We start from the raw sequence: 7,458 nt of genomic DNA on the forward strand, positions 1-7,458 counted from the left end.
ATGTCGCATAAGGCACAAACTAAAAGGCAAGACGCCGATTGAATATCGGAATCTTGCCTTAGAAAAAGTTGCCTAAATTAAAGTGTCCAACTTATAGGGTTCACTTCATAATTGTCCTTTTTTATTGTCATCATATACAAAAACGGCACTGATGAAAACTCATCAGTACCGAATAGTGTAGAACCAAAAATAAAAATGAGGGGTTAAATGTTTAGACCATGCCAAACATTTAACCCCTCATTTTAATGTTTATTAACGATCAAAAAGTTTCCCTTAATTCAAATCTCCATCAGCAATCTTTTCCAATAATGGACGAGAAGGAATAAAGAATAGTTGCCCTGATAAGATGTCTGAGAATGATAATAGGTAATCATTTTGGTCTAACATATTTTTCAACATCGTCTTAGTTACTTTCCAGTAACGTGAATATCCAATAAAGAAAGTTCCAGTATTATCATCTGCTGGATCAGAGTATGGAACGTTCATTCGCACAATTTTTTGTTCTACACCATCAATAGTAGCTTGCGATGCAACATTGTGGGCATTTTTGAATTTCTCACCATCTGGTAATTCCAAATCAGAGAATTTCTTTCGACCCACGGCCTTTTCTTGTGTCTCTGTGGTTAATTTGTTCCAAATGTCCATATTATGGTGCCATTTTTGAGCAAAAGCATAGGAACCATTTTCAAAGAATGGATCTTCATCACCGACTAATGCGTAGTGAGCTGCGTCTTCAATTTGTGGAGCTTCTGTTCCATCAATAAATCCAATGATTGCACGTCCTTCAAAATAACGGAACCCCTTGGTTTCGTCCACAAGACTAGTGTAATCCTTTAAGAATAATCGGAGTTGACTCATCATTTCGTAAACAACGGCTTCATTATCTGCACGTAAATGTAGGAAAATATCACCCTTACTTGCTGGCATTTTGTATTTAGGACCAGTTAATGTTTGATAAGGTTCTAGTTCTTTAGGTTTAGGGGCGTCTGGAAACAGATAGTCCCAAGCAGCGCTACTAAAACCAAGTGAAGATTTTAAGTGAGTATCGTTTGCACGAATTCTTAGTGAACGAATAATTGCCTGGTATCGATCAACAAATTCTTGAATAGCAGCTTGTTCTTTAGCTTGATCTTGACGGTTTAATTCAAAAGTAGCAAATATAACGCTCTGACCAGCATCTTTCCATACGTCTTGAGCTTCTTGTGGGTTAACAGCCATTGAAATGATCTCCCTTCTGTTATATACAAACACTTTCACATTGTTTATTATAACACTGGATGAATTATTAAGAATACAGTGGGAGTTGACCAAAGTATTGCTGCTCCGCATAATAGTAACTACTAAGAGAGAATTGGAGAAATAAATTGAATTATCAGGAATTACAAAGAACTTTTGCAAGAGACGCAAATGGTAAATTAGCAGAACAAATGTCGGCATACATGCGTAATCAGTTTGAGTTTTATGGTTATCAAAGTGCAGCCCGGAAAAAGGTTTATCATCAACAACTAATTCAAGAGAAAAAACAGCACCAAATTAATTGGCAGCTTTTAAATCAGGCTTGGAATGATCCTCATCGTGAGATGCAATATTTTGTTTGTGATTATTTAAATCGAATGGCCGAATATTTAAGTTTTTCAGATATGCACAGGATTGAACAATATGTGCGTACTAAGCAATGGTGGGATACAATTGATAGTTTAATCAAGCCGATTGGCAAATTGGGATTGCGTGATCAGCGAATCGATAAATTAATGTTGCAATGGTCATTGGATGAAGATAAATGGGTTCGGCGAGTTGCAATTGAGCATCAACTCTTGCGTAAAGATAAGATGAACATTGACCTGTTAGCAGAAATTATTGAGAACAATTTGGGTAATAATGAGTTTTTTATTAATAAAGCAATTGGTTGGGCACTAAGAGACTACTCTAAAACCAATCCAGTATGGGTAAAGCAGTTCATTTTTGACCATCGGTCCGCTATGTCACCATTAAGTATTCGAGAGGGAAGCAAGTATATAAAATAAATCAAACGACAAGGTGCCTATTAATGGCGCTTTTTTAATATCAAAAGATTCATAAGGAGGATAGCAATAATACAAGTTTGAAGATTGTTGTAAAAATAAAAAACCGCCCTCGTTAAAAGGCAGTAATCATGGTGGCTTGAAGTATTTTATTTTGGTAGCAGTTTGGTAGCAAAATCTATTTTTGATGGTGTTTTTTCACGTTTTATAAAAAATAAAAATGCCTCAACCATGCGTGTTAAGACATCCACGAACTTGTATGAAAGTTCCAAAAATGGAGATGGTGGGAATTGAACCCACGTCCGAGCATATTGCCATCCTAATCTCTACACTCATAGATCAATTATTTAAAATTCGCTTGTTAAAACGCCATTAATCAAGGCACACATAATAAACTAGCTTGATGATTCTCTTTTACTAATTACAAACGGAAATTAGTAACGTAAGTCCACTCAATATGAAACCCGGTAACAAGTCATGGACGAACCTGGCCGGATTTACGCATGCTTACCGGTTAGGCAGCGTATGCGTAAGCTTTTGAATTATTGTTTGCAGTTATAATTTAAAACTGAGCGTTTTTACGAAGACGCAACCTTCGAAGTGCAATTAAGATTCAACCTATACCCGTCGAATCCGAAAACATCCCCAAGATGTATTTCTAAATAATTATATCAGTAATATACGCGAAATTCAAAATCTTCAAAGAATATTCATAGACTTTAAAGACAATTAATTATAAGGTAATACTAATAGTGAAAAGGAGGAGAAAACACTATGCAAATTCTAATGGTAGAAGATAATCACTCTGTATGTGAAATGATGGCAATGTTTTTTAAAAAAGAAAAATGGACATTTGAATTTGCGTACGATGGCGAAGAAGCGGTTGAAAAGTTTCGTGAAAATCATGATCAGTGGGATTTAGTACTATTGGACTTAAACCTTCCAAAGAAGGATGGCATGCAGGTAGCTGCAGATATTCGGCAGATTTCACCAGTTGTGCCGATTATTATGTTGACTGCTCGTGATTCTGAAAGTGATCAAGTGCTTGGATTGGAAATGGGAGCAGATGATTATGTTACAAAGCCGTTCAGTCCATTAACCCTAATTGCACGGATAAAAGCTCTTCATCGCCGTATTCAGATGGGAAATGTTCAACCGTCAGCTGATGCAACAACCAATGATTTTGATATTCAAACGAAGCATTTTAAATTAAACACTAAAACTCGGGAAGCCTATTTGAATGGTCAACCAATTAAAGATTTGACACCTAAGGAATTCGATCTGTTAAAAGCACTGGCTTCCAAGCCAAAACAAGTGTTTAGCAGAGAACAGCTCCTGCAATTAGTGTGGAATTATGAATATTATGGAGATGAGCGCACTGTGGATGCTCATATTAAAAAGCTCCGTCAAAAGATTGAGAAAGTTGGCCCCAAGGTTATTCAGACTGTTTGGGGAGTAGGCTATAAGTTTGACGACAGTGAGGTTGACTGACCATGAAATTAATGTGGCGACAACTGCTTAGCTTTGTTGCTCTGATTGGGGTATTGGCAACAATTCTAACAGTATCTTTTGTCAGTGTTACTAACAAAACAATGTATGATCATACTTGGTACCAACTAAGCCAGTATGCGGATAGTTTGATCCAGGATGATGAAGTTTTAATTGATCGTCGTACCAACCAAATTGTGGGCTTTCAACAACAAGCAATTGATTCAAAATCTAAATTGTTATCACGTCAGAATGTATATTTTGCTGTTTTAGATGCTAAAGGGCGAACTCGATATGACAACAGCCAAGGGTATTCACCACAAATTAGTCCAGCTGATTGGAAAAAATTACGAAAAGGAAAAACCATTAAAAAACAAATTGCCTCTCCAGACGTTAAAGTTCTGCAAAAGAAGCACCAGAACATGCCAATCCCCCAAATGATTGGCATGATTAAACCTTACTTTTTTAACCATAAGCTGGTAGCAGTGGTAACCATTAGCACCTTTTCATCAACTGCAAGGCAGATTTACCAACTTATTATGCAAAAGATGCTTTTTGCGACAGTGGCAGCCATGCTTATTGCGGTCTTTACTAGCTTGTTTCTTGTTCGTTCGATTACCAAACGAATTGATAAGATCAATCAAGCCACAAATGAAATCGCTAAGGGTAATTATGATATCCATTTATCAAATCGTGGTAAAGATGAATTAGATGATTTGAGTAATAACTTTAATAAGATGGCGGATTCATTGCAGGCTTCTCAAGATGAAATTCAACAACAAGAAGAACGACGTAAAGAGTTTCTGGCGGATGCGGCTCACGAAATGAGAACACCATTAACTACTATTAATGGATTATTAGAGGGGTTGGCGTATGATGCTATTCCTGAAGAAGACCGTAAACACAGTATTGAATTAATGCAACATGATACGAAACGATTGATAAGGTTAGTTAATGACAACCTCAGCTATGAAAAAATTCGAACTAATCAAATTAAAATGGATCGCCGAATTTTTGATGCAAGTGAAGTTCTAACTAATTTGAAGGATCAACTGGAAACAAATGCTCGGGAGCAGGGTGACGTAATTGAAGTGGAAACGCCAAGGCCATTGCGAGTTTATGCGGATCATGATCGATTTGTGCAAGTTATGTTTAATGTGATTCAAAATGCCGTTCAGTTCACCAAAAATGGACATATTAAAGTCACCGGTGAACGGCTTCCTCAGGGAGCCCAATTTAAGGTCTCTGATACAGGGATTGGAATGACAGAAGACCAATTAAACAAAATCTGGGAACGCTTTTACAAGGCAGATCGTTCAAGAATGAATACAAAATATGGTGAATCTGGAATTGGATTATCATTAGTGCGTCAACTTGTAGAGTTACATCATGGAACGATAAAAGTTCAAAGTAAAATTAATAAAGGAACAACGTTTATCATTTATTTCCCTGATCGCTCCGATAATAGTAATAAAACAGCAAAATAAATAATGAAAACGCTTGTCAATAATGCGCTTTCATAGCATCCTAATGAAGTCATAACTTAAGAGAGAGGGAGTTGAATAACTTATGGGATACGTGATTGCCTTAATACCAGCACTTTGTTGGGGTGTTATGCCTTTGATCTCAACTAAAGTCGGGGGATCATCTAGTAACCAAGTATTTGGGATTGGATTAGGTGCACTGATTGTTTCAACGATTAGTATGGTAATTATTCGCCCATCAATTGGCTTAATTCCATTCTTAGTAGCTGTACTATCAGGAGCATGTTGGTCCGTCGGTCAATTTGGCCAATTTGCGTCAATGAAAAAGATTGGTGTTTCCAATACGATGCCTTTATCAACTGCTTTTCAGTTAATTGGTAATACTTTAATTGGCGTTTGTATCTTCCATGAATGGCAGGGTTCTAAACAACTTATTTTAGGATTTTTTGCTTTAGCGTTAGTCATTGTTGGCGCTATGTTAACATCCATTACAGATAAATCTTCTGGCAAGCTGGTTGCTGCTAAGGATGTTGTGTTCTTACTATTGACAACTATTGGTTATGTTATTTACTCTGCTTTTCCGCGCTTCCCAATTTTGGCGCATGCAGATTCTGTAGCTATTTATTTGCCAGAGACCATTGGTATTTTATTAGGAGTAACGATCTATCAATTAATTACTGAAGGCTCAAAGGTATTTAAACAACGTGGCCAATATGCAAATATTCTGTCCGGACTACTATGGGGAATTGCCGGCTTGAGCTATATTTTTGGTGCTCGAGCAATTGGAATTACGGTTGCATTTATCTTTAGTCAGTTGAATGTTATTCTTTCAACTCTTGGTGGCATCTATGTTCTACATGAACAAAAATCACCATTTGAAATGCGGTACACCATGATTGGTTTGTTATTAGTAGTTATAGGTGCTGTGATGACTGCGTTTGCATAGTTATAAGAATTAAATATTAAATACAGAAATGACCAAGAGAGACATCTCCCTTGGCCATTTTTATAGGCTCTATACTAAATCCTGTTGATGGATTACCTTATGGTAATCTACAACAGGATTTTTATTTGTAAAATAAAGAAAGGAAGCCATCACGACTTCCCTCCACACAAACTACGTCCAAATAGCTCTGCTATTGAAAGGAGTAATCATGATGACTTCTGATACTAATTTTATCGAATTTGCACTGGGAATTAAAGATTCCAACCTAATTTTTCGAGGCTATTTTTATAAATTTATTCGGCTAATTAAATATCGAGTCTATGAATTCACTTTAATCTATCCGGATAATGTCTGTCCTGAATGTCACCAGCGTCAACTAGTAAAATTTGGATTTTCAGAAGTTAACACTAAATTTACCGCTGATGACGCTAGTCATCCAGTAATATTACGAATCCATAAACAAAGAGTACGGTGTAAAAATTGCCAGCATACTCAGCTGGCGCAGTCGCCAATTGTGCAAAAATATTGTCATATTGCGAACAAAGTTCGCAACAAAGTGATTATGAGCTTACAAGATGATCGTACTTTAGATTGCATTGCCAACGATAACAATATTTCACCAAGTACTGTCAATCGCTATTTAGATCAAAGTCGCGCCATTGCCCCACTTATTAAGCAAGAATTACCCATTAATATGGCCTTGGATGAATTTCGGGGAGTTAATCGACAGCTGCATTTTATTTGTATTGACAATGATGGTAATCATAAGATTCAAGCGATCCTACCGGATCGTTATAAACGTACGATTGAAAACTATTTTCTAAGCTTTCCTCTACAAGAACGAGCACGGGTGAAGACCATCTCAATGGATTTGAATAGTTACTATCAAGAAATTGCTAGACGCTTATTCCCGAATGCCCAAATTATCATTGATAGATTTCATGTTGTCGCTATGTTAACCCGCGCTTTCAATCAATATCGTGCTCAAGTAATGAAACGATTCGAAAAAACATCTCGTAATTATCGGTTATTAAAGTTCAGTTGGCGTTTGTATTTAGTATCAGAGGAAAAATTATCTAACGTGAACGAATACTATGATCGGCATATTAGGCAACGAGTAACTAGTAATGAGCGCGTTGATTTAGGATTACAGGTAGATGAACGATTAATGGCAGATTATAACGTAATGCAAAGTATTATGACTAACTTATCCCACCGTGATATGGATGGACTAACTGACGCGCTTTATCCGTCGGAACAAATAAGTCCCCAAATGACGATAGTCATTAAAACTCTTCGACAGAATTTAGAGTATGTGCTTAATGCTTCTCAATTCAAATACAGTAATGGTGCAATGGAAGGAATAAATAGAATGATTAAGCAGATTCAACGAACAGCCTTCGGCTTTCGTAATTTTGATCATATGGTCTACCGCATTTATTATCGTCAAATGGCACAAAAAAAGAACCAGGTTGCATAACCTGATTCTTACCTATCAACAGGATTTGACAAAGAGCCT

General features: G+C 36.7%; 6 protein-coding genes and 1 other RNA gene. 5 read left to right on the forward strand and 2 right to left on the reverse strand.

What is annotated here, in order from left to right:
- Positions 1-273: 273 nt before the first annotated feature.
- Positions 274-1,218: a Dyp-type peroxidase gene (locus H5975_RS06745; RefSeq protein ID WP_204785405.1), complete on the reverse strand. Its 945-nt coding sequence runs from the start codon at positions 1,216-1,218 to the stop codon at positions 274-276.
- 146 nt (positions 1,219-1,364) lie between these two features.
- Between H5975_RS06745 and H5975_RS06750 the strand changes: the two genes are divergently transcribed.
- On the forward strand, positions 1,365-2,024 hold the full coding sequence (locus H5975_RS06750; RefSeq protein WP_204785406.1) for a DNA alkylation repair protein: 660 nt from the start codon (positions 1,365-1,367) through the stop codon (positions 2,022-2,024).
- A 269-nt stretch (positions 2,025-2,293) separates the two neighbouring features.
- Here H5975_RS06750 and ssrA read toward each other — a convergent pair.
- Positions 2,294-2,668, reverse strand: a transfer-messenger RNA (tmRNA) gene (gene ssrA / locus H5975_RS06755).
- A 127-nt stretch (positions 2,669-2,795) separates the two neighbouring features.
- On the opposite strand from ssrA, the gene H5975_RS06760 reads away from it, so the two are divergent.
- The 4 genes from H5975_RS06760 (at position 2,796) to H5975_RS06775 (ending at position 7,419) form a co-directional block, all read left to right on the forward strand.
- Positions 2,796-3,512 carry a response regulator transcription factor gene (locus tag H5975_RS06760; protein ID WP_204785407.1) on the forward strand — a complete coding sequence of 239 codons (717 nt, stop codon included), beginning with the start codon at positions 2,796-2,798 and terminating at the stop codon, positions 3,510-3,512.
- 2 nt (positions 3,513-3,514) lie between these two features.
- Positions 3,515-4,996 carry a sensor histidine kinase gene (locus tag H5975_RS06765; protein WP_204785408.1) on the forward strand — a complete coding sequence of 494 codons (1,482 nt, stop codon included), beginning with the start codon at positions 3,515-3,517 and terminating at the stop codon, positions 4,994-4,996.
- An 82-nt stretch (positions 4,997-5,078) separates the two neighbouring features.
- Positions 5,079-5,939, forward strand: a complete 861-nt coding sequence (locus tag H5975_RS06770) for a GRP family sugar transporter (protein WP_204785409.1) — start codon at positions 5,079-5,081, stop codon at positions 5,937-5,939.
- Between the two features lie 208 nt (positions 5,940-6,147).
- A complete protein-coding gene (locus tag H5975_RS06775; RefSeq protein WP_239459632.1) occupies positions 6,148-7,419 on the forward strand; it encodes an ISL3 family transposase in 1,272 nt (423 codons plus the stop codon).
- Positions 7,420-7,458: the final 39 nt, after the last annotated feature.

This window comes from Limosilactobacillus coleohominis (assembly GCF_016901675.1).
Taxonomy (GTDB): Bacteria; Bacillota; Bacilli; order Lactobacillales; family Lactobacillaceae; genus Limosilactobacillus; species Limosilactobacillus intestinavium.